Origin of the sequence: Paraburkholderia sp. SOS3, from assembly GCF_001922345.1 — a bacterium.
Lineage (GTDB): Bacteria > Pseudomonadota > Gammaproteobacteria > Burkholderiales > Burkholderiaceae > Paraburkholderia.
The window spans coordinates 1590209-1614236 of sequence record NZ_CP018812.1 but is presented as its reverse complement, the minus strand read 5'-3'; the positions used below and the strand labels follow the sequence as shown (position 1 = coordinate 1614236).

Below are 24028 nucleotides of genomic sequence, written 5' to 3'. Positions count from 1 at the left end.
TAGCGCCGGGAAATAATTGTCCTAGAGCAATTCAGGCGAAAAATTTGGCTTCATAAGCTGTGTTTGGTGCCGATCGCGCGCATACGGCGTGCCATGGTACGGTCGCGCGCGTCGGCAACATCACGTCAATAGAGGGGCGGCGCGAGCACAACCAGGCGACGTTAGACGCTGCCGCGTTTGCCGCGCGCGAGTTCGTCGCCGCTGCCCTGAGGAAGACGCGCGGTCACGGGAATCGACGCGCACGAGAAGAGACCGACCACGAGGAAGGCCGGCCAGAAGTCGGACCACACGATTGTTTTGTGCCCCTGCAGCACATGCGAAATCTGCAGCACGATGCCGGCGATCGTTACGCCGAGACCGAGCGACAGTTGCTGGATCACGCTCGACACACCGGTTGCGCGGCCGACGTCTCGGCTCGGAATATCCGCATACGCAAGCGAGTTCAGCGAGGTAAACTGCAGCGACGGAAAGATGCCGCCGACGAGCACGACGCACCAGATCAGCCAATGCGGCGTGCCCGGAAAGAACAGACCATAGACGGCGATCGCGCAGCCCGCGAATGCCGCGTTATAGATCAGCACGGTTCGAAAGCCGAAGCGTGCAAGCACGCGTAACGCGATCGTCTTCATGAAGATGGCGCCGAACGCCGACGCGCAGGTAATCGAGCCGGACTTGAATGCGGTCATGCCGAGCCCTTCCTGCAGCGCGAGCGGCAACAGGAACGGCACCGCGCCGAGGCCGATGCGAAATAGCGAACCGCCCACCACGCTCGCATGAAAAGACGGAATGCGCAGCAGCTTCAGATCGAGCACCGGCGATTCGACGCGGCTCGCGTAGAACCAGTAGACGAACAGCAGCGCGGCGCCGAGCGCGCACATCGCGAACGTTGCCATGTCCGACACAAGCGCGGTGCCGATCAGCGAGAGCCCGAGCATCAGCAACGCCGCGCCGCTCGCCGAGAGCAGGAAGCCGAACCAGTCGAGCCGCCCGGGATGCGCTTCGCGCAGGTTCTGGATATGCCGGTTCGTGAGCCAGATGCCCAGAATACCGATCGGCACGTTGACGAAGAAAATAAGCCGCCAGTGCAAATACGTCGTAATGAAGCCGCCGATCGGCGGCCCGACGACCGGTCCGAGCAGTGCGGGCACCGTCAGATAGTTGACCGCGCGGATGAACTCCGACTTCGGCATCGAGCGGAAGATGATGATGCGCCCCACCGGCACCATCAGCGCGCCGCCTACACCTTGCACGAAACGCGCGGCAACCAGTGTGGCGAGCGACGTCGAAGCCGCGCACATCAGCGAACCGGCGACAAAGATGCCGATCGCCGTACGAAACACCGTGCGCGAGCCGAAACGGTCGGCCACCCAGCCGCAGATCGGGATGAAGACGCCAAGCCCGATCACGTAGCTCGTGACCGCCAGTTTCAGCGTGATCGGGTTACTGCCGAAGTCGCGCGCAATCACCGGCAGCGACGTGACGATGACTGTCGAGTCCACGTTCTCCATGAACATCGCGCAGGCGACGATCAAAGGAACGATAAAGGCGCCTAATGCAAGAGGCATGCAAGGGCTTGGAAAAGGAAGCCGCGATATTGCAACCGCGGTATCGCCACCATTTAACGGTTACGATACCGCGCGGAAACGATGTCGGGATGGCGGCGCGACTTGACGTGAAGCGAACTCCGCACAGGCGGGTTAGCGCGACGCGCCGACCAACGGCTGAAGCAACGGCAGGATCTCGGCGGCCGCACGCTCGACGTCGTTCGGGAAGTCGATTTCGATCCACGGCGCACCGGTCACGTCGGCCGTTTCGAATACATGGCTGCGTTCGAGCATCAGGTCGCGCACCGCTTCTTCGTGCGGCAGATTTGCGCGGCCGCTATCGATATAGCCCGCGACGATCTGCGCAAAACGCTTCGCCGCCTCTTCGCGCAGACGGAAAAAACCGATCGATTCGCCAATCGTGTCGTACGCGAGGTTTGCCGCGACCTGCTTGCGCAACTCGACCGGCACGCCGTCTTTCAGACACAGCTTAACCGGCTCGTCGCCGGTTTCGAAGTCGCGGTCGATCAGCAGACGGTTCGCCTGTTGCCCCGCCACGAGCGGCGCCAGAATGCGCTCGTCGTACAGCACGTCCGCATCCATCAGCAGCACGTCGCCGCCGCGCGTCAACGCATCGGCGACCGTATGCACGGTCAGCACGCTGCCGAGGTCGTAGCGCGGATTCAGCATGATTTCGATGGGCCGATGCCAGCCGATCCGCTTCAGTTCCGCTTCCACCGATTCGGGCTGAAAGCCGAGCGCGAGCACGACGTCATGCACGCCTGCCGCGTCGAGCATTTGCAGATGACGCTCGAGCAACGTCATGCCGTCAAAGTGCAGCAGGCATTTCGGATATTGTTCGCCGGGCTGTTGCTGAAGACGCAGGCCGAGGCCCGCGGCAAGAATGATGGCGCGCATTCGCGGTCCTTCTGTTTTCGGTTTCGGGTGAATCAATCGGTGGCCGGCATGCGCGTGGTACGCCGCCGTTGCCAGCTTCTTTCGCTGAAATGCAGATAGAGCAGTCCCGGCAGACCGAGCAGCAACTCGCGTGCGCGCTTGGACAGCGACAACGCGAGTGCCGCCTCGGGCGGCAAGCCGACGAGCGGTGCGAGCAGCAGATAGCCGCCTTCCTGCACGCCGAGCGAGCCCGGAATGGCAAAAGCGGCGCCGCGAATCGCCTGACCGATGCTTTCGAGCAGCAGCGCGTCGACCCAATCGACGGGGTGGCCGAGAAAGCGCAGCGCGAGCCACACTTCCGCCGTGCCGATCACCCAGCCGGCAAGGCTCAGCACGAAGCTCGCGACGACACGGCGGCGCTCGCTGTACAAGGCCTGCACCGCCGCATCGACGGCGTCGGCGCGCATCGTCAGCGACGACCAGTCGCGCTTGCCGAAAACCTTCGACATCGCGCGCAGCGCCCGCCCGAACAGACCGCGCCGCTGCGCCAGATAGAAGCCGACCACCATCGCGCCGAGCACCGCAGTCGCGATCGTCGCGGCCGTCTCGAGGTTATGGAATGCGCCATGCGACGCAAATGCGCCGAACAGCAACAGGCCGAGCATCGCGAAAACAAGTTGGCCGATGGCCTGCAAGGTCGTGCTGACGGTGATCGCGGCGGCGGCATCGCGCATCGGCATGCCGCGCTGCGCGAGCTGGCGGACCATCATCACGGGGCCGCCGATCTGGCCGGCCGGCAACAGGCTGTTCACCGATTCGCCGATCCAGCGCGCGAACACCGCATCGCGCCCGGTTACCCGGTCGCGGCGCTTGTCGAACAGCACGGAAATCGCACCTGCATCGAGCACGAGCGGCAGCAGATGCAGCGCCGCGACGAGCGCGAGACCCCAGCCTGCCGTGAGCAGCGTCGATGCGACGGAGCCGAAGCCCTGCCACGCGAGCAGCGCGACGAACAACGCGCCGCCGATCGTCAGCAGGATAAGGGCGGCCCGACTCACGCGCGCCCTCCGTTATTGCCCTTATTGCCGCCCTTATTGCCAACACCGGCAAGCTGGCGGAATACCTGGCGGAAACCGAAATACGCAATCGCGTCCTTGAAGTTCGAAATCACGCGGCGCCACGGGCGCATGTTCGGATCGGTCACGTATTCGAAGGTCAGCGAGACGCGCATTTCGTTGTCTTTGGCCGCCGTAATGCGATGGCGCAGCGTGTCGCCATCGAAGAACACGAGGCCGCCAGGCGGAATCTTCACCGAACCTGGCACGTCCGCCACGTCGGGATTTTTCGTGTGCAGTTCGTAGTCGAGCCGGCACGACGATTCGTCGATGACGCCGAGCAGCAGCGTATAGCGGCGGCCGTCGTAGTAGGACGTGTCGTAATGCCAGCCGATATGGTCGCCGGCACGCGTGTAGTAATACAGCGCGTAGGCATGCGGATCGTCGTCGGGCGAGACGAGCAGTTTGTCGCCGGTCAGCTGCTCGAGCCAGCCGATCAGCTCCTTCGAGCGATACAACTCGGCGATGAACGGCGCAAGCCGGTCGATCGTATGACGGCTGACGCTGCCACCCTGCTTGTGGCCAGGCAGATAATTGCGGTTGACTTCGCCAAGCAGCTCGCGCGCGCTCGCAATGAGTTGCGCGGTCACTTCGGGCGCGAGGAACTCGTCGAGATACAGGAACGAGCCCTGGTCGGCGAACTGCTTGCGCAACTGTGGATTGTCGAACGCGCGCACGCGACCCGCGACCGATCGGTCAGGGTCCGGAACGGCCGCTGCCGGCGGCGAGCCGGCAGCGAGAGAAGAAGCTTGCATAACGACGTACGGTCGTTCGGCTGACGTGCTCATCGGCTAACCCACATCTGACTGGCTTCCTGCTTGGCTTCCATCAACGGACGACTGCGACGCATGACGCGCCGGTGGTCGATCACGACCCACGCGGCAAAGAGCGGTGCGCCAATCGAAGCGGCGATCAGAAACGGCGTGACACCGCCAAACAGCGTCACGAGCGGCAACAGGTACAGCACGTCTTCGGTTTCGAAGCCGCCGACCGATGCCTGCTTCGTGCCGGCCTTGCCTTCCATTTCCTCGATGCGCATGCGCAGGAAAAAGATCAGCGCGACCGCCACGCCTGCAACGCAGCCAAGCAGGAACGGCGGCACGGAGATGCCGATCCAGCTCTGCACGTTCGCCGCCTGCACGCCATAGCCGATGCCGCCGAACAGCAGCACGGTGACAAGTGCATCCGAAGCGAGATCGTAAAAATGACCGATGCGGCTCGATTTGCCGCTCACGCGCGCCAGTTCGCCGTCGGTGTGATCGACGAAATTGGACAGGATGATGAAGAACGCACCGAGGTTGGTCCAACCGTACCCGCCACGCGCGAGGCAAAGCGCGCCCGCAAGGCCGATCAGCAGCCGGACGGTGGTGAGGTGATTCGGTGTGACACGGGTATCGACGAGCGGCATGATCAGCCGCCGCGCCAATTTGGCGTCCCACATTCTGGGCGGCGGAGCGCTTTTAGTGCCTTTAGTGACCTCAGGCGCCGCTGATAGGGGTTCTTTCGATGTCATAACCCGGCAATATATACGGGAATGAACTTTCATGCCCGCATTTGTCGTGAAACTGTTGGTTTGGCTGGATCGCTTGCCCAGCGTCGCAAGCAGGAATTGACAAAGCCGGCTAAAGTGCCGCCTTTGTTGCCGGGTTGTTGTGAAATTGTCGGGTGCCTCGAATGGCGTTGGGTATTGCGCCGCGGTCGCGCAGCGCGACTGGACCTGAGGACCGACGAGCACGGCGTGCATTCGACCAAGAATATGAAACGCACCTTCATTGTCTTTTTCGCGGCGCTCATTGCCGTCGTTGTCGTCACGACACCGCTCGTTTCACGCGCGGCCGAACTCGATGCAGCGCTCGCTTGCGGCGAATCGGCGCACGAGTTCATCGGTAGTCTTGCAGATCAGCAACTGATCGACCCGAAGCCGATGCGCGTCGAAAGCAATTCGATCAATGCGTTCCAGCCGGTGCGCGGCGAGCGGCTCACGGCATTCGGATTCACTGTGTTCGCGGTGGTCGGTTACGAACACGACGACCCGCTTTTCAAGCGCGGCAAGGGCGAACCACTTGCGAAGTCCGCTTACGGCGCGGTGGTGTTCGGCAACACCGAGAAGGTGCAGGCGGCGGTTACCGAGGCGGGCAGCAACGCGATCGTGCATCATGTCGGACCGCACATCACGGCGATCTTCTGCAAACGCAAATAAGGCTCTTCGCAAACGGTAAGAGACGCTTTGCTTCGCGCAGCACGGCACTGCATGCATGTGCCGTGCAGGTTGTCCACAACTTCGCAGAACCCTTTCGCCCGCATCCTGCGTGGTGAGTGCCGTCCCTGCGCGTATAGCGGCTGCGTCAGCCGATATGGCTCAACTGCGCAATTCCGCCGATCCGCTCAAGGCTGCGATGCCTGAAGACGAGCAACGATGCTGTCGATTGACTGTTATTGCACTTTTCAAATACCGATCGTTTATTTCGCCTACAATCGTTCGAAAGCTGAATAAATTCGAATAGCGCAATAATCGAAATAAATCGGTAAAAAAACGCGGCCCGAAGGCCGCGAAAGAAAGTACAGATAAAAAAGACCACCCTTGGTCAAGGGGCAACTCAATTGTATGCGCATGCAGCTGCAGCGGCGACTGCATATCGTGGAAAAGTTCTTTGCCAAAAACCACACGAATAAATTGCCCGCTTTCCGATTTTCGAACTTTTCCTTCTCTTTCGCGAAAGCACGACACGTCGCGCCCGAACAACAGCCTTGGGATTGACACGCATGTCAATCGTCGGTGCCGCACCCGATTTTCCCTTTATCTAAACGCACTTACGACGATTAATCGCGCTATTCCGATTTTCGGAACTGATTGTTGCGCGATACGCAGTTAGGGCCTGGAATAATCAGAATAAACTTCGCTTCGGATCGTCTGGCGGCCGCGCGATCGGCGGTATGCACAGTATCAACGCGATTCTCTACGCACTGTCTCGGAGTTTACAAACCATGAAAAAAAGCCTTTTCGTTGCGAGCATCATCGGCGCATTCGTCGCGCCGGCTGTATATGCGCAAAGTAGCGTGACGCTGTACGGTACGCTGGATGCTGGTCTCGTCTACTCGAACAACCAGGGTGGCCATAGCAACTGGCAGCAATCCAGCGGCAGCGTGTCGAACACGTACTTTGGCCTGAAGGGCAACGAAGATCTCGGCGGCGGTCTGCATGCGATCTTCACGTTGGAAAGCGGCTTCAACCTGAACAACGGCCAGTTCTCGCAGAGCAACAACCTGTTCAACCGTCAGGCGTTCGTCGGTTTGCAGAGCAACCAGTACGGTACGGTTACGCTCGGTCGCCAGTATGACTCGATGGTCGACTTCCTCGCACCGCTGTCGGCAGCGGGCGGCGGCTACGGCAACAACCTCGCGGCGCACCCGTTCGATAACGACAACCTCGACAACTCGTTCTCGGTTCAGAACTCGGTGAAGTACACGAGCGCGAACTACTCCGGTCTGACGTTCGGCGGCCTGTATGGCTTCTCGAACCAGGCGGGCCAGTTCTCGCAGAACCGCGCATGGAGTGCGGGCGCATCGTATAACAACGGTCCGTTGAACATCGCTGCGTCGTACCTGCAACTGAACAACGCAGGCTCGAACGTGAGTGGTGCGGTTTCGGTGCAGAACGGCAACGCGAACATCGCATCGAACCAGCAGCGCACGTATGGCGCAGGTATCGGCTATACGTACGGCCCGGCCACCGCGAACTTCGTCTACACGCATACGCAACTCGACGGCGTGCAAGGCCTCTCGTCGGGCGGCTTCGTGCTGCCGGGCGTGGCAGGCATGAACCTGCACCTCGACAACTACGAAGTCAACGGCCGTTATGCACTGACGCCGGCGTTGAGCCTCGCGGCCGCGTACACGTTCACGGACGGCAAGGTGACGGGCACGGCGAACAACGGCGATCCGAAGTGGCACACGGTGTCGCTGACGACCGACTACTCGCTGAGCAAGCGCACGGACGTGTATCTCGAAGGCGTGTACTCGCACGCATCGGGCGAGCTCGGCAATTTCGGTGCTAACGTTGCGACGATCAACACGCTCGAGCCGTCGTCGACGGGCAACCAGGTCGCGGCTGCCGTGGGTCTGCGTCACCGCTTCTAAGCAGTTGATGCCGGGCCGTGCGATGGCGGCCTGAAGGCTGTTTGAAATAAGGCAGCGATACCCTGCCCTGCATCGATGAACGCGCGCGTCTTCACGACGCGCGCGTTTTTTTGTGAATGCCTCAGACCGGTTACTGAATGTAAACCGTCTTTTCGTCGCGCTTTGACGCGTGTGACAATCGCATCGGCACAGACATTCAAACGACCCAACGATGAAAAAACTCCTTCTCCTCGCGCCGCTCGTGTTCGTGGCGGCCTGCGGTTCGTCGCGCGGGCCCGAGAGCGCGGCATCCGGCACGATGGTCTATGTATCGTCCGCTCGCCAGACATCGGATATTGCGCGTTGCCTCGACAGGCGTCTGTCGCGCGTGCATACGTCGAACAACAACGGTTCGACCGAACTCACGGTGGGGTCATCGTCGCACGGGTCCTACTTCATTACGCTGACGCCGTCGCGCGGCGGCTCGGTGGTGAAGGTCGTACGGGGCACGTCGGACGATCCGCCTGAAGAGGAACTGCGCTTCGCGATCGCGCGGTGCACGACGTAGCCGCAGCGGGATGGCTTCGAATGCTGCGCATCATGCGACCGGATGGGCCGCTGGCGCGATTGCTGCGGCAATCGTCGCTCATTCGGGTGCCGGCGGCCCGTATCACGTGTGGATCGCGATTGCGTTTGGCGCAGGCGTAACCGGCGGCACTGCGCCCGATTGGCTCGAAGTGGCGTGGTGGTCGCGCACGCGCAGACTGTGGATCACGCATCGTACGGCGACGCATTGGGGTGTCGCGTGGATCGCGCTGCTCGCCGCTGCTTATCATTGGCTTGGACATTATCCGGCCGCGGCGGCGCTGTTCGGGTTTGCGTGCGGCGGCATCATGCATCTGCTCGCCGATTGGCCGAACCCGCTCGGCGTGCCGTGGATCGCTGCGCGTCATTCGCTGAACTGGTGGAATAGCGGACGATGTGATGCGCTGGTGGTGGCGGCCGCTTGGGCGGGCGCGTGGTTTGTCGTGACGCGTTTGTCGGCGCATCGGTGGCATAACCTGCATTGGCTGAAGGCGATGGGAACAGGTTGACGTGTTCCCCCTGAGCCGCAATTCGCTGTGCCAACGCTTTAGCGCTGCGCCTCGCGTGTGCGCTTTTTACGTCCCTTATGCGCGAGGCCCGGAGCGATCTTGCGAGGCGATCAAACGCGGATGCCCGGCGCAATTGCATACGCACCAGTCGCCGCTAAGCGCGGACTTCCGGCCGTCCGGACCTTGATCTCGCGCGCCATCTCCGGCGCACACGATGCGACCTGTGCTATTGCATGCCGGGCAGTGGACCGGGTCGCCTTCGTAAGCGACGGCGCGGTTCTGCAGCATGTCGCGTTCAGAAGTGGCCGATACGCGGCCGCCGGCTGTGGTGGTGTCGCCGTCGCAGATGTCGTGGCGCAGGGTCATGTTGTTCTCGCAGTTGTTATCCGCCGGGTCGCAAGGTACCAGGTCCCGGTCAGGTGGCACTCAAAGCAACGGCCAATGGTTCGACTATCTGTGTTCCCTGACCTATTCGATCGAAAACGAGGGGCGTCCCGGCACCGGGCGCCTTCCGATCCAATCAGGGTTCAGGTTTTTTAGTGGATCCTGTAGCGGACGCGGAACAACGAAGGTTTCCCCGTCAAATTCCATGTCGTATCGATCCCTTGTCCATTCGCTGGTCGTTCTGTTGCAACTTTCCGTGTCCGAGTTGAAATATCTGGAATCGACGTTGACGACGAATTCTCCCTTTCCGCCGGCCCCAGACTTGTCCCACGCCACTGACGTTTTCACCTCCTTCCCAGTAAATTCACACTTGCCATTGCCGCTTTGTTCGTACAGAGACATCAAAATAGGGCCCGCAATCATCTTCAACTGAATTCCGCGAAATACATAGAGCCTTATCCATTCTTCATGAAATGGTTGCGATTCCGACGTATTTTTGCGTGAATATCGCACGCCGAATGCATGTGCGGAATCGTCGATCTGGTAATCCGTCGCGTCGATTTCCACTCCAGACAATTCGAGCACCTCCGCATCGAATAGATCTGACTCATCAACAGAACCGATCAAAATATTTTTTTCCTCGTCGACCACTGAAACAATAAATCCGGAATGCTTGGGATATGACCCGCCCGTCACATAGCTCGTGTAAGGAATGACTATGATATCCAGCCCCGGGTACGCCTCCCACGCTTTGCAAATATAGGGGGTGCTTCCGATGTTCGTCATCGATATATCGTTAGCACGAACCATCGCAGCGCGTACGTTTTTCATCAGTTTTTCTACGATGTCATCCGAAAATTTTCCACAGGCGAACACCGGATTACCGAATGCCATAAATATGATAACAAGCAACACACGGCTCATTTTGCACCTTCCAGTCTATAAAGAAACACTCCCCGCGGACGCCGTGCACAAGTCCCATTATTCAAGTTCATGCAATCTCTTCCTGACAGATCCAGCATCTTTATATTTGAAACTGGAATACTCTCCTTCATGCCTTCCATCAAAACCAGAGCCAAAAACACGGGATAGGAAGTCATTTCGCGAAAAGCGAGTTCCATGTTCCGATACATTGAAGACATGAATCTCATAGTAGTCTGCGTCCGTATCAACGCCCGGAAGATAGAAATACCACTTTACAATCAATACGAGAAGTGGCTGTTCCTTGAACTTACCTTTAAAGACACTGGCCACATCAGGCATTGCACTCCCCGTCTGGCTGAACTCGGCAACGGCAACCCGCTTGCCATTCGCCCCAATGAAATCAACGCTCACAATTTCCGGATCCGAGTCAATATGATTGATCTCGATAGCATCAGCTGGTGAAAATAACCCAATGCCCATTTTTTTGTGATCGTCCTGCACGAAGGGCGACAGCACTTGCGCATTGAGTGAAATTGAGATTAATGCGAGCGTTGCGGCACACATTTTTATTATATGTGTCATTTTATATCTGCACATCTCGAAACACTCCATTTCGCATAATCCATTTAAAATTATCGCGCCGCTGATCATAGCTGTCCGTTTTTTTATTTATTAGAGCCGTGATTCCATCAACCCTTTCATTCATGTTCGAATATGTCGTCTGATCGGCAATTTCGAACAATCGATGTGAGATCCAATAGTAGATTCCGGAGCGGGTCCCATAAGTTACGCTGGAAAGGAGATCGGGATCCTTTTCAAAATCCGGAGCATCACCAGGCCAGTACTGCGAATAGGCTTTCGCAAAGGCTTTGTAATTGAAACGACCGGTGGTCTGTTTCAGGCCTCTACCGCGATACTTCCACCCATCGCCACTTGAAACTCCGCCATTACCGTTTTTTCCGGCATACGCTCGATTGGCAATAGCTTCGGCGTTCCCCGCAACTGGCGAGTGAGACCCATAGGCCTCCGCCTCGGCTGGATTCTCCTTGAAATACCTGAACTGCGCCTTTAGCGTGTCCGGCCTGTAATAGCGCAAATCTTCCTCCAAGGTGCAAGATGGCCCAGCTTCCTGCATGATTTGAGCAAAAAAATGACTTAGCCGCAGCTCCGTATTTAACTTATATCGTTCAGAATTAGCATTGATTTCCGCCGCAATTCCAGAAAGTCGCTCATCGGAGACAGCCGGCCTGGGCCATATCTGCCTCAGCATCTCTACTGTAACGACCGATTTACAGCGAAAATTCCCCACCAGCGCAATCGGATGAATATGCTGAACGACTGGACTATCCGGAAAACCCTCGACCTTACCGCGTACCTCATCCCACAATTGCAGCTTTCTGACCCGCTGCAGTTCGCACTCCCAGTTTTCCTGGGAATTGCGCATTAACGGTGTTAGCGCCTGCCAGCGCTCGACATTCCCACCCCACTCGTTTTCATAGCGCAGAACGACATGCGCAAGCTGACTCGCCAGCTCGCGCTGAAACATTGCCCTCTGAATTTTCGCGGCTGTCACCTTTGCGCGGCCATCGGTGTCGAGATCCGGCTTACTGCCATCCAGCGCAGGCACGCGCGCGACGACCTGTCCGACGCGACGCAGCAGTGCGCTCGCGTTGACCGCCTCCTTCGACGAGGCGTACTCAGCCTTCTCGCGCGCCTGCGCGGAATCGGTCACGACAAGATTGCGCCGGAACGCATCGGTGAGCTTGATATCGGTCGCATCGACAATCTCGAATCCGGGCCAAGCCCACGGGCTCTCCCATCTCGTACCGGGATGGTCCTTTTCGCAAACCCATCGCCACGTCCGTCCACCGTTTCCCGCAGGCACGTGCAGCGCCCACCAGTGCACGCCCTGATCGTCGACGACACGGCTATCGTCCGCGAGGCCATCGAGGTACGCGCGCGGCAGGATCAGCGAGTCGTCGATCGTGGGTCCGGCAAGAGACTTCACCTGCAGCGGAAACCGTCTCCATGCGCGCAGGCCCTTCGGCGAATCGAGCTTGTCTTTGTTGCTGCGCGCGATCCAGATTGGCTTCCCGTACGGGACGACAAACGTGGTGGACGGGTCACGCCACAAAGGCTGCACCTTCATCCACGTCCCGCTCGCGGGACTGTCGGCCGTCGCCATCAGCTTCTCCATCGGTTCGCCATCCTGTTGCACCACGATGTCCGGCTCCGCCGGCACCACGAGCTTCGCACCCGGCTCGATCATCAGAATCGTGCGATCGCTCGCAGGCAATTGCGCCGCGCGCGCCCGGCTTCTGGCAAGAAAAGCAGCAAACTCGTCGCCCGCAAATACTTCCATATGCACGAGTGGCCGAACGGTTTTCGGCGGCAACGGCGTCGAGTGTTCGTAGTCGAGGAACTGGCCAATCTGTCCCAGCAGCGTGCCGGCCTTCACTGCAATTGGCTGCGGCGGAATCACCACACGATCGACGCCATCGGGCTCACGCAACGGTTGTTGCGCATGCAGATTGATCCAGCCATAGTCAAAACCGGCGGCGTGCTGGCCATTCTGACCACTGCTGCCGTGTTGCTCGCGCGGGCCGTTAATACGCAACGCAATTGCATTGCCTGAGGTAACGGCTTTGACACGCGCCCATTCACCGCGCCGTTCACCCACCTTTATTTCGCTGTTCTCGGGCAAGAAAGCCGTTCTGATGCCTGCGGTGAACTGCGCATGCGTCGTTGCAGTCTGCGGCTCCGTGAAGCAGAAGGCTCCGGCCGCACCACTGTGCTCGTCACGTTCCTTGCCCGTCACACGATACGTATCCACGCCGAGCCACCAGCCAGGGCGCGCGAGCTTCGCGTCTGCGTCATAGGTGCTCCAATCCGCCATATGCAAGGCCAGACTGAAAAACGTCAGCGTCTCATCGGCAGGCCGAGGCGCGGTGGTACCCGGCGCACGCGGCAGGGTCATGCGATGACGCGTGAGCACGAAGCCCGTCGAATAAAGCGCCCAGCATGAACCCTTCGTGAACTGAAGATGCGCATAGGCGTGGTCCAGCCTGTAGGCAACGATCTCCCCGTCTGCGATCAGACGCACGCCGCCCGACTGGTCGACGCTGGCCGCCGACCCTGCTCCGAAATGCACGCCCCCATGCGGAAAGCCATTCACGGCGAGCGGAAAGTATCCGTCGTTCATCATGCCGAGCGCCTGATAGAACGTCTGCGGATCGGTCTCTTCGCCGCCGCGCTTGCATGGAAACGGATAGCACCACTTGAGCGCGGGCTGCCTGACCGGTTTCGCCGGTTTCGCGGATTTTGCCGTCTGCGCGGCAGAAGCATGCGGATGAGAGGGCGTATGTCCGTGTGGACTCGATTTCAATGAAGTAGTCATGTCGACGATGCGAAAAGCGGCGTTGCGATAAAGCGATCAACCGGAAAATTTCGAGCCGTGGCCATCGAGGTCGGACAGCCCATTTGCATGCGGCAACGAAGCGCGAGTCACCGCCCCATCCGGATCGACCCTGCTCCACGAATGCGCGCGCTCGACGTAATCGCCCGGCGTCGCATGCGTGATGCCGTGAGGCGTGATCTGGTAATACGAACGGCCGCAACGGATCAGGATTTCCTTTTCCGCCTCGATCAGCACGCGCCCTTCGGTGCTGCGAATATGCATGTCCCGCTGTGACGCGAGCTCGAGTTCGTCGGTTTGCGCCTGTATCCGCACCTTGCCGCGCGCGGCGATCAGCCCGATGCCGAAGTTCTGCGAGAACAGCGACAAGGCCTCGCCCGCTGCGATCGCAATCTTTTGGATCGCACTGACATTGAATGCGGACGATGTCGCCACGCTCACATCGCGGCGTGCCGATACCATCACGGGCCCATCGGTTGCCATGCCGATGCCGTGCGGCGCGGATATCGCGATCACCGCCTGCTTCAGGCTATCGAGCTCGTTCTTGAGCCAGTGGTTTTGTGCCTTGATGTCCGCGATCTCGGCTTTCGCCTCTGCGGCGATGTCGGCGAGCGCCTGCGCCTGGGCCTGGGTCAACTCGAAGCGGGAAACCATGTGCTTCGTGTCGGCCTGCTCGCCGAGCGCATCGGCCTGCTTGTCGGCCGACAGATGCAAGCCTTCTCCGCCGCGCACATTGCCCTTCAGATCTGTGCGCAGCTCGAACCCTGCCCCGCGCACGTTTCCGTCGCGATCGGCCGTATGCCCGAGATTGAGCTGCGACTTCCCATGCTCGGTCGCAACCTTGATGTGCTCCTCGCCCTCGAAGTTGTCGAATTCGAGCGTGTTGTTCGCACGCGTTCGGAGCGTGTCGCGCGCGTCCCAAGGCCGGCCGGCGACGATCGGGTCCATGTGCTGGGCCGTGTGCAGCACCTGGCTGATGTATGGCAGATCGGGATTGCCCCACATGAACGCGACGGTCACGACGGTCCCCTCGACCAGCCCGAAGTGAAAGCCCGTGCGCCCGGCGCCCGCGAACGGTTTCGCGAGCCGCATCGGGCAACTGTTCAGGCCCGGCGTGCGAGGGTCGCGGTCGAGATGGAGGTCGACGATATAGCGCCCCTGTTCGTCGATGTACGGGTCCTTGTAGCCGCCCGTCGATGCGATGCGGCCTGTCACCGGCCCCTGCACCCTGGGCCACGTTTCTTCAAGCAGCGGCAGACGGTAAAACCGGTCTGACGGAATCGCGGTGAAACCGACGCGATAGCCTTTGCCGCGCGAGGCGCCGCACGTCACGCGCACGGCGAGCAAGCCGTGTTTCGCGTCGGGCAGTTCACGGTTCGATAGCTTCAACACGCTGCCTGGCGCGAGATCGAGCATGTCGCACGTACCGCGATACTCGATCTGCGCGGCGCGTGATGCTTCGCCGCGCAGCCGCGCTTCGTCGCTGGCCTCGCCGGCGCTCAGGTACGGCGAACCCCAGATATACGCTTCGCCCGATGTGGTGGGGTCGTCGCGTATCTCGTAGCTGGCTTCAACCGGCTTGTCCAGCGGGCTTTCGGCGCTGAACGTGCGCACCGTGTAACGCGTCGCGATGGTCGTCGCGCGTATCTCGAGCGAGTCGACCGATTCGACGCCATTGCTCTGCATGCCGCTGAACGGCTGCCACGCCACGTTGAGATTCGGGTCGCGGCGGTAGTGCGTGAGGTCGTCGCAAAAGCGCACTTTCTCGCAACGCCGGCCTTCGTCGCAGACGTACCAGAGCCCCGAGCGGCGGCACAGCCGCGTGATAAAGGCGAGGTCGTCCTCGCCCCACTGCATGACGAACTCGCGCTTGCGGTAGGTGCGATACAGCGTCAGTTCGAAATCCGCGAGTAGCTTGTCGAAGCCGTTTTCGCGCAGAACCTGCGCGATGATTTCGGGATCGCTCCTGTCGACGAAGAAACGGCTCTTCGGGTTATTGCGCAACAGCGCCATGCGCGACTCCAGCACCACTTCATAACTGGACTCGTCGCGATTGCTGTTCAACAATGCAAATCCGGTCGTCACACCGAAGACCCGCCGCTCCGGCTCGGGATCGCTCCACTGCTGCTGCGGCGGCTGGATGATGAAGGTCGCCGGCTTGTTCAGATATTCGCTGCGCGCGAGATCGTGCCGCGGATGCGTGAAGCGGATCACATATCGCGTCGGCTCGCCGATCGCGCGCTGACCCTCGAACGAAAACACATCGGCCTGCGCGCAACTGCGCGATTGCGGTATATCGAGGCGGTAGTACTGGTGAGCGTCTGGACGCGACGACGCGTCCGGCGTGGCCGGCGGTAGATACACGAGTTTCTCTCCCCTTCAACGTCAGTTTCAAGCTAAATATCGCCTGATTGGTTGAAGCGGATGATACGGTCCGTTCGATGTGTGTTGATCGATGCGCACACAATTTGACAACCGTCTTAAGAACGTCTGATAAAGACGCGCAATCTGCGTGTCGAGCTTCAGAGAAGTTAAGTAGCGGTTGCGAGAGAGGTTGAGGTTATCAACAGATTCGCTTGATAAGCGTGTGCATAACCTGCGCATGACTTACGCAAGTGTTTGATGCATCGGAGATTCGTCGCCGTGCTCGCAATAAGCCAACGACCTCGACGTCGGGGTCTGTGCTGGCGCTTATGTTATCCACAGTTCGTGTGGAAAAAGCCGTGGACATCCTGCGCAAGACTCGCGCAACTCCTTGACGCAATTGATGTTCGGCGTGCGCGCCGCAAACCGTGCAAGTTAGCCGTTCATGGCGAAGCACGGCGTTCGTCGTTCAGACAACGTTCTTCTCGATGAACGGACGATTCGCGAGCACGCGGTTAAAGCCGAGCATCGACAGATCGAGCGTCGTGTACCGTCCGTGCAGGATCAGCTCGCTGACGCCGCGGCCCGTCGCCGGACCTTGCTGCAAGCCATGTCCGCTGAAGCCGTTCGCGAAGATGCAATTGTCGACGTCGGGATGAAGACCGATGATCGCGTTCTGATCGAATACGTTGTATTCGTAATAGCCTGACCACGCATGCAGCACCCGCAACGCCTCGAACTGCGGCACGCGATGCGCGAGCGTCGGCCAGATCAGATCGTCGAAGAGCTCATGGTCGACCTGATCGAGCGGCAGATCGTCGGGGTCGTTGTCGGCGTCTGGAGACGTGCCGCAAATATAGGTTTGCCCTTCGGGCCGGAAATACACGCCGCTCGGGTCGATCAGCAACGGGCACCGTTCGAGCCGCGCCGGTGAACTGACGTTGAAGATGCTGCGGCGACGCGCATACACGGGCAATTCGAGGTCGAGCATCGTGGCGACGCGGCGCGACCACGCGCCGGCCGCATTGACTACCGTATCGCACGGATACACGGCGCCGCTCGCGGTCGTCACTTGCGTCACGCGCCGGCCGTCGCGAATCAGTGCGGTCACGTCGTCGGCAACGTAGCGCGCGCCCAGCGCCTGCGCCTTCTTGCGCAGCGCCTGCACGAGCCCGTAGCCGTCGAACCAGCCTTCGCCGCTTTCGCCTAACGCGCCAGCCGCGAGGTCTTCGGTATTGAGCCACGGAAAGCGCTGCGCGAGCGCGTGTTGCTCGAGAAAACGGATATCCGCGCCAAGCCTCGTTTGCAGCGCATGATTGTCGCGCAGCGTGGCGACGCCGGCCGGCGTCGCCAGGAACAGGTAACCGCCTTCATGCAGATCGATCGACGGCTGGATGCCGTCGATCGCGAGCCGTTCGCCAATCGAGCGCAGAAATTCGATACCGAATAGCGACATCTGCACCGACAGCGGCGTCGAAAACTGCTGCCGGATCGATGCGGCCGACAATGCCGAGGACGAGCGCGCATAGCTCGGATCGCGCTCGATCACGGTCACGTGGACGGTAGGATTGGACACGCGCAGAAAATACGCGATCGAACTGCCGATCACGCCCCCGCCGACGATGACGACTTTCTCACTCACGCGTGCTGCTCCAACAGTGACAGCAATGACAAAGATAAGCGCGACGGCGCTTCGCCCATCAACCGAGATTGAAATCGATGCCTTGCGCGAGCGGCAGCGCGGACGAATAGTTGACGGTGTTCGTCGCGCGGCGCATATACGCTTTCCACGCATCGGAGCCCGATTCGCGCCCGCCGCCCGTTTCCTTTTCGCCGCCGAACGCGCCGCCGATTTCCGCGCCGCTTGGCCCGATGTTGACGTTCGCGATGCCGCAATCGCTGCCCGACGCGGACAGGAAGCGTTCCGCCTCGCGCAGATCGGTGGTGAACACACACGAAGAAAGCCCATGCGCGGCCGCGTTATTCGCGTCGACGGCCGCATCGAATTCCTTGTAGCGCATCACATAGAGAATCGGCGCGAACGTCTCCTTGAGCACGACTGCCGTCTGCGACGGCATTTCGACGATCGCCGGACGCACGTAGTAGCCGCCTTCATGTCCTTCGACTTCGACGCGCTCGCCGCCCGTCACCTTGCCGCCTTCGGCACGCGCCTGTTCCAGCGCGGCCTGCATCCGCTCGAACGAAGGCTTGTCGATCAGCGGGCCCATCAACGTGCCCCTTTCGAGCGGATTGCCGATCGGCACCTTCGCATAAAGTTGCTTGAGGCTTTCGACGGTCTTTTCATAGACGCTTTCGTGCACGAACAGCCGCCGCAGCGACGTGCAGCGTTGCCCCGCCGTGCCGACCGCCGAAAACAGGATCGCCCGCAGCGCGAGTTCGCGGTCCGCGCTCGGTGTGACGATGCCGGCATTGTTGCCGCCGAGCTCGAGCAGCGAGCGGCCGAAACGCTTTGCGACTTCCGCGCCGACCGTGCGGCCCATTTCCGTACTGCCGGTCGCGCTGACGATCGATGCGCGCGGATCGGCGACGAGTTTCGCGCCCACCTCGCGTCCACCCGTGACGACCGCCGTGAGCCCGGCCGGCGCATCGCCGAATTCGCGCAATGCGTCGTTCAGGATGTGATCGACCGCGATTGCCGTAAGCGGCGTCTTTTCCGAAGGCTTCCACACCACCGCATTGCCGCACACGAGCGCAAGCGCCGCGTTCCATGACCACACGGCCACCGGAAAATTGAACGCCGAAATCACGACGCAGGTGCCAAGCGGATGCCACGTCTCGGCCATGCGGTGACCGGGCCGCTCGGACGCGATCGTGAGGCCGTACAGTTGCCGCGACAAACCGACCGCGAAATCGCAGATGTCGATCATCTCCTGCACTTCGCCGAGTCCTTCCTGCAGGATCTTGCCGGTTTCGAGCGACACGAGGCTGCCCAGCGCCTGTTTCTTTTCGCGCAGCCGGTTGCCGAGCAGGCGCACGAGTTCGCCGCGCCGCGGTGCGGGCACGTTGCGCCACACGGCGAACGCCTGTTTCGCAGCGGCGAGGGCCGCATCGACTTGCGCGGCCGAGCGGTTCGGCGCGCGGCCGATCAGTTCGCCGGTGATCGGCGAATGCACGGCGATGTCGCCCGCTTGCACCGCGTCGGCAATGCCGAGTTCGGCGAGGATGGTCGAGGCGTTCATCTTGGCTCCTTTTGAATTTCCAATACGAAACAAAAGACGGTCCAAAGACTATACATGCCGGGCTTTATGGCGACAAGGTGAATGACAGCATCGCAGGCTGATCGGCCAAACGCGCCTTAAATACACGAAAGGAAGGGTTTTCCCGAGTGACCGTGGAGCGCGGAACCCACGCGGCACTCCATCCAGCAAGACCGCGGCACATTTGTTTCCTATAAGAAATTATGCCGCGCCGGCGGAATTGGATTCGCGGGAATTTTCCGCCGCTACGCGCGCGGGAAGTGCAATTCGAAACGTACGATGCTCGGCGCCGGGCAGGACACCGACGCACTGCCGCCATGCAGATTCATAATGGCCTTCACGATCGCAAGCCCCAATCCGCTCGATTCGGTAAACCTGCTGCGCGCCGCATCGGCGCGATAGAAGCGGTCGAACAGGCGACCCATCAGATCGGCCGGAATCTGCCCGTCGTTTTCGACGACGATCGTCGAGCCTCGTTCGTCCTCGTCGCCTTTCAGGCGGACGACCGTATCGTTCGCGCCGTAGCGCACCGCATTGACGACGAGATTGTTGATTGCTCGCCGGCACAGCATCGGGTCGGCAAACAGTGCACCGCGCGCATCGACGTTAAAGCGTATGCCGCGCTCGTCGGCGATGCCTTCGAAGTATTCGGCGATCTTGTTGAGTTCGTCGGCAAGCGCGACCGGTTCGCGCGCAATGGCAAGCGCCGCATGATCGGCACGCGCGAGAAACAGCATGTTTTCCGCTAGATGGCTAAGCCGGTTCAGCTCTTCGAGATTCGATTCGAGCGTCTGCTGATACTCGTCGACGTCGCGCGTTTGCGCGAGCGTCACTTGCGTCTGGCCGATCAGCACATTGACCGGCGTGCGGATTTCATGCGCGAGGTCGGCCGAAAATTGCGACAGCCGTTGATAGCCTTCGGCAAGGCGATCGAGCATCGCGTTGAACGCGTCGGTGAGCAATCGCAATTCGGCTGGCGCCTGACGGCTGTCGAGGCGCACCGAGAGGCTCGTCGGGTTGATCTGCGCGGCACGCATCGCGATTTCGCGCACCGGGCGAAAGCCGCGCCGCAATACGCCGTGCGCGAGCAGTATCGCCGCGAGTGCGCCGGCGAGCGTCGCGAGAACGATCCGGTCGCGATACTCGGCCAGAATGTGCGTCTCGCTCGTCAGCGGATGGCCGGCAATGACGGTAACCGGCTCGCCGTCCTCGCGGGCGAGCGTGGTTGCGTAGGTCCAGTGCACGCGCACGCCGTTGGGCAGCGATGTTTCGCTGATGCCGGCAAGGCGCGGCTGATGCGCGCGCGAGTCGCCGAGATCGGGCACCGGCAGATGATCGGGATTGACGTCGATAAACGGCGGCTCGCCGGGGCGGCGAAAAATCAGCACGTCCTGCTCCGCGCCGAGCATCGATTCGAACAGTAGCGGCCGCGCTTTCAGTTCGTTGACGGTGTACATCTGCCGTGCGAGCCGGCTGAAATGCTCGGCCCGGCTCATCAGCGCAATATCGGCGCGATGTTCGAGCGCAATGCGCTGCGAATGATAGAAATACGCGCCGAGCGCGGCCGTCACCGAGCACGCGATCAGCGCGAACAGCACCGTCGTGCGGAAGATCAGCGAACGCCTCGTCCAGAGTTTCATGAACCGTCGTCGAGCGTGTAGCCGATGCTGCGCACCGTATGAATCAGTTTCTTTTCGAACGGATGGTCGATCTTCGCACGCAGCCGCTTGACCGCCACGTCGACCACATTCGTATCGCTGTCGAAGTTCATGTCCCACACCTCCGAAGCGATCTGCGTGCGCGATAGCGCCTCGCCCTGCCGGCGCACGAGCAGATGCAACAGCATGAACTCCTTGTTCGTCAGCGGAATCTCGACGCCTTCGCGAGTCGCCTTCCTGCGCAGCACGTCGAGCTTCAGGTCGGCCACCTGAAACACGTCGCTTTCGCGCATCACCCCGCGGCGCAGCAGGGTGCGGATGCGCAACACGAGTTCGGTGAACGAGAACGGCTTGACGAGGTAATCGTCCGCACCGAGCTCGAGTCCGCGGATGCGGTCGCTTACATGATCGCGCGCCGTGAGGAAAATCACCGGCACATCGCGCTTTGCACGCAGCGACCGCATGATTTCCCAACCGTCGACGCCAGGCAGCATCACATCGAGCACGACGAGGTCGTAGGAATGTTCGAGCGCCATATGCAGGCCATCGGTACCGGTTCGCGCGAGATCGACCGCATAGCCGCTTTCGCGCAACCCCTTCTTCAGATAGTCGCCGGTCTTCGGATCGTCTTCGATCACGAGAATGCCCATATCGCCTGTTGTCATCAATTTGCCTCCCGGGATTCTATGCCGCGCTCACTTCTCGTTCATGACGTTTTTGTCATACATCGGTCACTTTCAGGAGCCACTGAGGCTATTACGCTGCACGAATTCTCAACAACCGGTAAGGCAACAGATGAAGCTTGTTCCAGGCGGTTTCATGCGCAATATCGTCGCACCGGCGCTCGCGGCCGGCGCGTTTCTCGCCGCAGGCCCGGCTGCCTATGCGCAGAGCGCGCAACAACCGACCGGCGTGCGCGGCACGATTACGTCGTTTGCAGGCGACGCGCTCAAAGTGCACACGCGCGACGGTAAGGACCTCGACGTAAAGGTCCCGCAAGACACGCCGATCCGTGCGGTCACGCTCGCGAAGATCAACGAGATCAAGCCAAACAGCTACATCGGCACCGCTGCGATCCCGCAGGCAAACGGCACGCTGAAGGCGCTCGAAGTGCATGTGTTCCCGGAAAGCATGCGCGGCACCGGCGACGGTCATCGTCCGTGGGATCTCGGCCAGAACAGCTCGATGACGAACGGCACGGTCGGCAACGTCAAGGTCAGCAACGGCCGCACGATTACCGTCAGCTACAAGGGCGGCGAGAAGAAGATTTTCGTGCCGGAAGACGTGCCTATCGTCGACCTCGAACCGGGTGACAAGTCGCTGCTCGTGCCGGGTGCGAAGGTCGTGCTGTTTGCGCACAAGGAAGCTGACGGTTCGTTGACGGCGAATTTCATTTCGGCGGGTAAGAACGGCGTCACGCCGCCGATGTAAGCAACGCCGCGAGCGGCAACGCAATCTCGCCAGACAGGAGAAACGCGCGCGCCGCGATCACGCCGGCCGCCTGACCCGCTCGCTTCGGGGATGGCCGCCGGCTTCGCCGTTTCATCGGCCGAATGTCGGCCGGCGATCGATCGATTCAAGCGATTCAAGCGGGACACACATTCGATGGCAGAACAAGCACCTAAGGGCACGCGTACGCAACGCGTCGTCGTGCACACGCTCGTCGTGCGCATCACGCATTGGGTCAACGCATTTGCGATGGTCTGCATGGTGATGAGCGGCTGGGCAATCTACAACGCGTCGCCGCTCTTTCCGTTCAGATTTCCCGTATGGGCGACCGTCGGCGGCTGGCTCGGCGGCTCGATCGCATGGCATTTCGCCGCGATGTGGCTGCTCGTGGCGAACGGCATCGTCTATCTGATGCATGGCCTTGCGACGCGGCATTTCCGCAAGCATTTCCTGCCCGTTCATCCGCGCGACGTGCTGCGCGATTTCGTGCGCGCGGCGACCTTCCGTCTGCCCCACGAAACGGGCGTCTACAACGCAGTACAGCGGCTGCTGTATATCGTCGTGCTGCTGCTGGGCGTGCTGCTCGTCGCGTCGGGGCTCTCGATCTGGAAGCCGGTGCAGTTCTACTGGCTCGCCGGCTTCTTCGGCGGCTACGACTTCGCGCGGCGCGTGCATTTTGCCGCGATGGCCGGCGTGGTCGGCTTCGTGGTCGTGCATCTCGCACTTGTCCTGCTTGTTCCGCGCACGCTGCCGTCGATGATCACCGGCCGCGCGCGACGCGTCGTTCATGGAGGCACCGACGCATGAATTCTTCGCGCAAACCCATCGACCAAAACGTGAGTGCGACAGACGCCGGCGCCGCCCGCGATTCCCGCGCGCAGCCGCTGCGCGAGCGCATCGTACTCGCCGATCACAAGCCGCAAATCGAACGCGTCGAACGGCGCCTTTTCCTGCGCTCGTCGCTGTCGCTCGGCGCGCTCGCCATGCTGTCGGGCTGCAATATGCAGGACGGCGATTCCGTCGACAAGGTCTTATGGGCCATGTCGCGCTGGAACGATCGCGTGCAGGCGTGGCTGTTCAACCCGAACCGGCTTGCGCCAACCTATTCCGCGAGCCAGATCACCACGCCGTTTCCGTTCAACGCGTTTTACCCCGAGTACAACGTGCCCGATATCGACGGTTCCGACTATGCACTCGAAGTGTCGGGCCTCGTCGCCGATAAAAGCGACTGGAATCTCGCGCGTCTGCGCAAACTGCCGCAAACCTCGCAGATTACGCGGCACATTTGCATCGAGGGATGGAGCGCGATCGGCGAATGGCGCGGCGTGCCGTTTCGTACGTTCCTGCAGCGCATCGGCGCCGATACGAGCGCGCGCTATGTCGGCTTCAAATGCGCGGACCACTATTACACGAGTCTCGACATGGCGACCGCGCTGCATCCGCAGACCCAGCTCACGCTCGACTTCGGCAGCGAACCGCTGCCGCCGAAATACGGCTACCCACTCAAACTGCGTGTGCCGACCAAGCTCGGTTTCAAGAACCCGAAACATATCGCGGCGATCTTCGTGACCAACGAATATCCGGGCGGTTATTGGGAAGATCAGGGCTACAACTGGTACAGCGGTTCGTGACATCCGCCGCACGCATGCGGGACTGAATCGCGCCATTCGCCCGTTTCGCGGGCGCGATTGAGCCGCATGCCGCAAATCGGCGTGCTTTGCATCACTGCATTTCGCTGGAATATCGGGCGCGTACGGCTGTTCAGATAGGCGACACGCCTGTCAAGGATGTACGGCTCAAGTCAATCCCGATTCATGGCAAGCAAATCGAATTGCGCTTACGATTTGCCC

General features: G+C 60.8%; 22 protein-coding genes. 7 read left to right on the top strand and 15 right to left on the bottom strand.

Features of this window, described 5'->3' with window-relative positions:
• Positions 1 to 161 precede the first annotated feature (161 nt).
• The 5 genes from BTO02_RS27235 to BTO02_RS27215 all read right to left on the bottom strand — a co-directional run bounded on the left by BTO02_RS27235 (position 162) and on the right by BTO02_RS27215 (position 4964).
• Positions 162 to 1565 (bottom strand): MFS transporter, encoded by a 1404-nt coding sequence (locus BTO02_RS27235; protein ID WP_075160225.1) that lies wholly within the window; start codon positions 1563 to 1565, stop codon positions 162 to 164.
• 132 nt (positions 1566 to 1697) lie between these two features.
• The gene (locus BTO02_RS27230; protein ID WP_075160224.1) at positions 1698 to 2462 is read right to left on the bottom strand and encodes a phosphocholine cytidylyltransferase family protein; all 765 of its coding nucleotides are present in this window, start codon (positions 2460 to 2462) and stop codon (positions 1698 to 1700) included.
• A 32-nt stretch (positions 2463 to 2494) separates the two neighbouring features.
• Positions 2495 to 3499 carry a flippase-like domain-containing protein gene (locus BTO02_RS27225; protein ID WP_075160223.1) on the bottom strand — a complete coding sequence of 335 codons (1005 nt, stop codon included), beginning with the start codon at positions 3497 to 3499 and terminating at the stop codon, positions 2495 to 2497.
• On the bottom strand, positions 3496 to 4344 hold the full coding sequence (locus BTO02_RS27220) for a HalD/BesD family halogenase (protein ID WP_374992361.1): 849 nt from the start codon (positions 4342 to 4344) through the stop codon (positions 3496 to 3498). Before BTO02_RS27220 ends, BTO02_RS27225 begins: the two co-directional genes overlap by 4 nt.
• Complete coding sequence (locus tag BTO02_RS27215) at positions 4341 to 4964, bottom strand: CDP-alcohol phosphatidyltransferase family protein (protein ID WP_083615529.1); 624 nt, start codon at positions 4962 to 4964, stop codon at positions 4341 to 4343. Before BTO02_RS27215 ends, BTO02_RS27220 begins: the two co-directional genes overlap by 4 nt.
• Positions 4965 to 5312: 348 nt before the next feature.
• Here BTO02_RS27215 and BTO02_RS27210 point away from each other — a divergent pair, with 348 nt between their 5' ends.
• Entirely contained in the window at positions 5313 to 5756 is a 444-nt protein-coding gene (locus BTO02_RS27210) for a hypothetical protein (RefSeq protein WP_075161431.1), read from the top strand.
• Positions 5757 to 5915: 159 nt separating this feature from the next.
• On the opposite strand, the gene BTO02_RS34490 is transcribed toward BTO02_RS27210, so the two are convergent.
• The gene (locus BTO02_RS34490) at positions 5916 to 6317 is read right to left on the bottom strand and encodes a hypothetical protein (protein WP_156883998.1); all 402 of its coding nucleotides are present in this window, start codon (positions 6315 to 6317) and stop codon (positions 5916 to 5918) included.
• A gap of 224 nt (positions 6318 to 6541) precedes the next feature.
• Between BTO02_RS34490 and BTO02_RS27205 the strand changes: the two genes are divergently transcribed.
• The 3 genes from BTO02_RS27205 to BTO02_RS27195 all read left to right on the top strand — a co-directional run bounded on the left by BTO02_RS27205 (position 6542) and on the right by BTO02_RS27195 (position 8766).
• Positions 6542 to 7693, top strand: a complete 1152-nt coding sequence (locus BTO02_RS27205) for a porin (protein ID WP_075160221.1) — start codon at positions 6542 to 6544, stop codon at positions 7691 to 7693.
• A gap of 211 nt (positions 7694 to 7904) precedes the next feature.
• On the top strand, positions 7905 to 8240 hold the full coding sequence (locus BTO02_RS27200; protein ID WP_075160220.1) for a sugar ABC transporter ATPase: 336 nt from the start codon (positions 7905 to 7907) through the stop codon (positions 8238 to 8240).
• A 10-nt stretch (positions 8241 to 8250) separates the two neighbouring features.
• Positions 8251 to 8766: a metal-dependent hydrolase gene (locus tag BTO02_RS27195; RefSeq protein WP_075160219.1), complete on the top strand. Its 516-nt coding sequence runs from the start codon at positions 8251 to 8253 to the stop codon at positions 8764 to 8766.
• Positions 8767 to 8841: 75 nt separating this feature from the next.
• Here BTO02_RS27195 and BTO02_RS27190 read toward each other — a convergent pair whose 3' ends face one another.
• The 9 genes from BTO02_RS27190 to BTO02_RS27150 all read right to left on the bottom strand — a co-directional run bounded on the left by BTO02_RS27190 (position 8842) and on the right by BTO02_RS27150 (position 21379).
• On the bottom strand, positions 8842 to 9132 hold the full coding sequence (locus BTO02_RS27190) for a PAAR domain-containing protein (protein ID WP_075160218.1): 291 nt from the start codon (positions 9130 to 9132) through the stop codon (positions 8842 to 8844).
• 102 nt (positions 9133 to 9234) lie between these two features.
• Positions 9235 to 10074, bottom strand: coding sequence for a hypothetical protein (locus tag BTO02_RS27185; protein ID WP_075160217.1), 840 nt, complete (start codon positions 10072 to 10074; stop codon positions 9235 to 9237).
• A 57-nt stretch (positions 10075 to 10131) separates the two neighbouring features.
• A complete protein-coding gene (locus BTO02_RS27180; protein ID WP_075160216.1) occupies positions 10132 to 10656 on the bottom strand; it encodes a hypothetical protein in 525 nt (174 codons plus the stop codon).
• A 1-nt stretch (position 10657) separates the two neighbouring features.
• Positions 10658 to 13471 (bottom strand): glycoside hydrolase family 19 protein, encoded by a 2814-nt coding sequence (locus tag BTO02_RS27175; protein WP_156883997.1) that lies wholly within the window; start codon positions 13469 to 13471, stop codon positions 10658 to 10660.
• A 36-nt stretch (positions 13472 to 13507) separates the two neighbouring features.
• Positions 13508 to 15853, bottom strand: coding sequence for a type VI secretion system Vgr family protein (locus tag BTO02_RS27170; protein WP_075160214.1), 2346 nt, complete (start codon positions 15851 to 15853; stop codon positions 13508 to 13510).
• Positions 15854 to 16322: 469 nt separating this feature from the next.
• Positions 16323 to 17495, bottom strand: coding sequence for an NAD(P)/FAD-dependent oxidoreductase (locus BTO02_RS27165; RefSeq protein WP_075160213.1), 1173 nt, complete (start codon positions 17493 to 17495; stop codon positions 16323 to 16325).
• Positions 17496 to 17553: 58 nt separating this feature from the next.
• Positions 17554 to 19053 carry an L-piperidine-6-carboxylate dehydrogenase gene (amaB, locus tag BTO02_RS27160; protein ID WP_075160212.1) on the bottom strand — a complete coding sequence of 500 codons (1500 nt, stop codon included), beginning with the start codon at positions 19051 to 19053 and terminating at the stop codon, positions 17554 to 17556.
• Positions 19054 to 19316: 263 nt separating this feature from the next.
• Entirely contained in the window at positions 19317 to 20711 is a 1395-nt protein-coding gene (locus tag BTO02_RS27155) for a heavy metal sensor histidine kinase (RefSeq protein ID WP_075160211.1), read from the bottom strand.
• Positions 20708 to 21379 (bottom strand): heavy metal response regulator transcription factor, encoded by a 672-nt coding sequence (locus tag BTO02_RS27150; protein ID WP_075160210.1) that lies wholly within the window; start codon positions 21377 to 21379, stop codon positions 20708 to 20710. Before BTO02_RS27150 ends, BTO02_RS27155 begins: the two co-directional genes overlap by 4 nt.
• Before the next feature lie 145 nt (positions 21380 to 21524).
• Between BTO02_RS27150 and BTO02_RS27145 the strand changes: the two genes are divergently transcribed.
• The 3 genes from BTO02_RS27145 to BTO02_RS27135 all read left to right on the top strand — a co-directional run bounded on the left by BTO02_RS27145 (position 21525) and on the right by BTO02_RS27135 (position 23809).
• Positions 21525 to 22160, top strand: coding sequence for a hypothetical protein (locus tag BTO02_RS27145; RefSeq protein WP_075160209.1), 636 nt, complete (start codon positions 21525 to 21527; stop codon positions 22158 to 22160).
• 174 nt (positions 22161 to 22334) lie between these two features.
• A complete protein-coding gene (locus tag BTO02_RS27140; RefSeq protein ID WP_075161430.1) occupies positions 22335 to 22985 on the top strand; it encodes a cytochrome b/b6 domain-containing protein in 651 nt (216 codons plus the stop codon).
• Positions 22982 to 23809, top strand: a complete 828-nt coding sequence (locus BTO02_RS27135; RefSeq protein ID WP_083615404.1) for a molybdopterin-dependent oxidoreductase — start codon at positions 22982 to 22984, stop codon at positions 23807 to 23809. The genes BTO02_RS27140 and BTO02_RS27135 overlap by 4 nt, the downstream gene beginning before the upstream one ends.
• Positions 23810 to 24028: the final 219 nt, after the last annotated feature.